General features: G+C 40.5%; 1 protein-coding gene. It reads left to right on the top strand.

What is annotated here, in order from left to right:
• Positions 1–1318: IS1380 family transposase (locus tag CHU92_RS05890; protein ID WP_243389560.1), on the top strand; the 1318-nt coding region annotated here is incomplete at its 5' end.
• Positions 1319–1339 lie beyond the last annotated feature (21 nt).

Consider the following 1339-nt stretch of genomic DNA (forward strand, 5'->3'; position numbering starts at 1 on the left):
TTACACTATGGATTTACAGCTATCATTTACCGATAAAGAAGTGAGCCCCTGGTCAGGCATTATGTTGCTAAAAAAGATGCTTGACAGGATGGGCTTTGATGAGCAATTAGATAAATTACCGTTGCCCACCCAAGGCTCTAACAGGGGGTATAGCGCTAATCAGCTGATCAAACAATTTATGACCAGTATATGGTGTGGAGCCAATCGGTTTGAACATTGCGAAATTACCCGCCATGATAAAGTGATACAACAGTGCTGGGGTTTTAAGCAAATGGCAGGTAACAAAGCATTTGGCAGATTTTTCAGCAAGCATACTTTGGCTACCAACCACCAAATTTTCACTTCATTTTATCAATGGTTTTATGGGCAGCTTTCCTTTGATAATTACACGCTGGATGTAGACTCCAGCATACTTACAAGATATGGCCATCAACAAGGCAGTAAAAAAGGCTATAACCCCAAGAAACCGGGCAGAAACAGCCATCACCCTTTAATTGCATTTATAGAAGAAACCAAGATGGTAGCTAATTTTTGGCTGCGCAGTGGCGATGCGTTTACCGGCAATAACTTTCAAAGTTTTTTAGCCAACACCATCGAAAAACTTAATGGTAAAAAAGTAGGCTTGTTTAGAGCCGATAGTGGTTTTTACAGTAAAGAAGTATTTGATTATCTGGAACAAAACCAACACGTAAGCAACTACATCATAGCCGCCAGGCAATACAAACCCATACAGCAAAAACTGGCAGGGCATATCAATTGGATGCGGGTTGGCCAAGGTATAGAAGTAGCCGAAACAAGCTATCAGGGCCCCTTATGGGATAAAGAAAGACGGTTAATCATGGTACGGCAAGAAGTCTCTGAACGGCCTAAAGCAACAGGCAAAACACTCAGGTTATTTGAAGAAGAAGGCATTTACAACAACTACCGCTACAGTTGCTTTATTACCAATCTTAGCCTGCCACCCCTGCAAGTATGGCAATTGTATAAACTTCGGGCCAACTGTGAAAACAGAATCAAAGAGTTGAAGTATGATTTTGGCTTCGACAGCTTTAACCTAAAAAGTTTTGATGCCACCGAAGCCGCGCTTAACTGGGTAATGATAGCCTACAATATGGTGAGTTTGTTTAGACAAGTAGTACTCAATACCAAAGTAGAGCAACGTATGAAAACACTGCGCTATCAGGTCTTTGCCATTGGTGGATACATCGTTAAAAATGGAAATCAAAAACACTTAAAGCTATCATTGGCAATGAAACGCAGAGAATGGTTTACCGGTTTATGGAACTGTAATAAAACCTTCGAAATAAATTCAACTTAAATTCCTAATGACTTTTTTGGG

It is taken from the genome of Flavobacterium cyanobacteriorum (genome assembly GCF_002251835.1).
GTDB lineage: Bacteria > Bacteroidota > Bacteroidia > Flavobacteriales > Flavobacteriaceae > Flavobacterium > Flavobacterium cyanobacteriorum.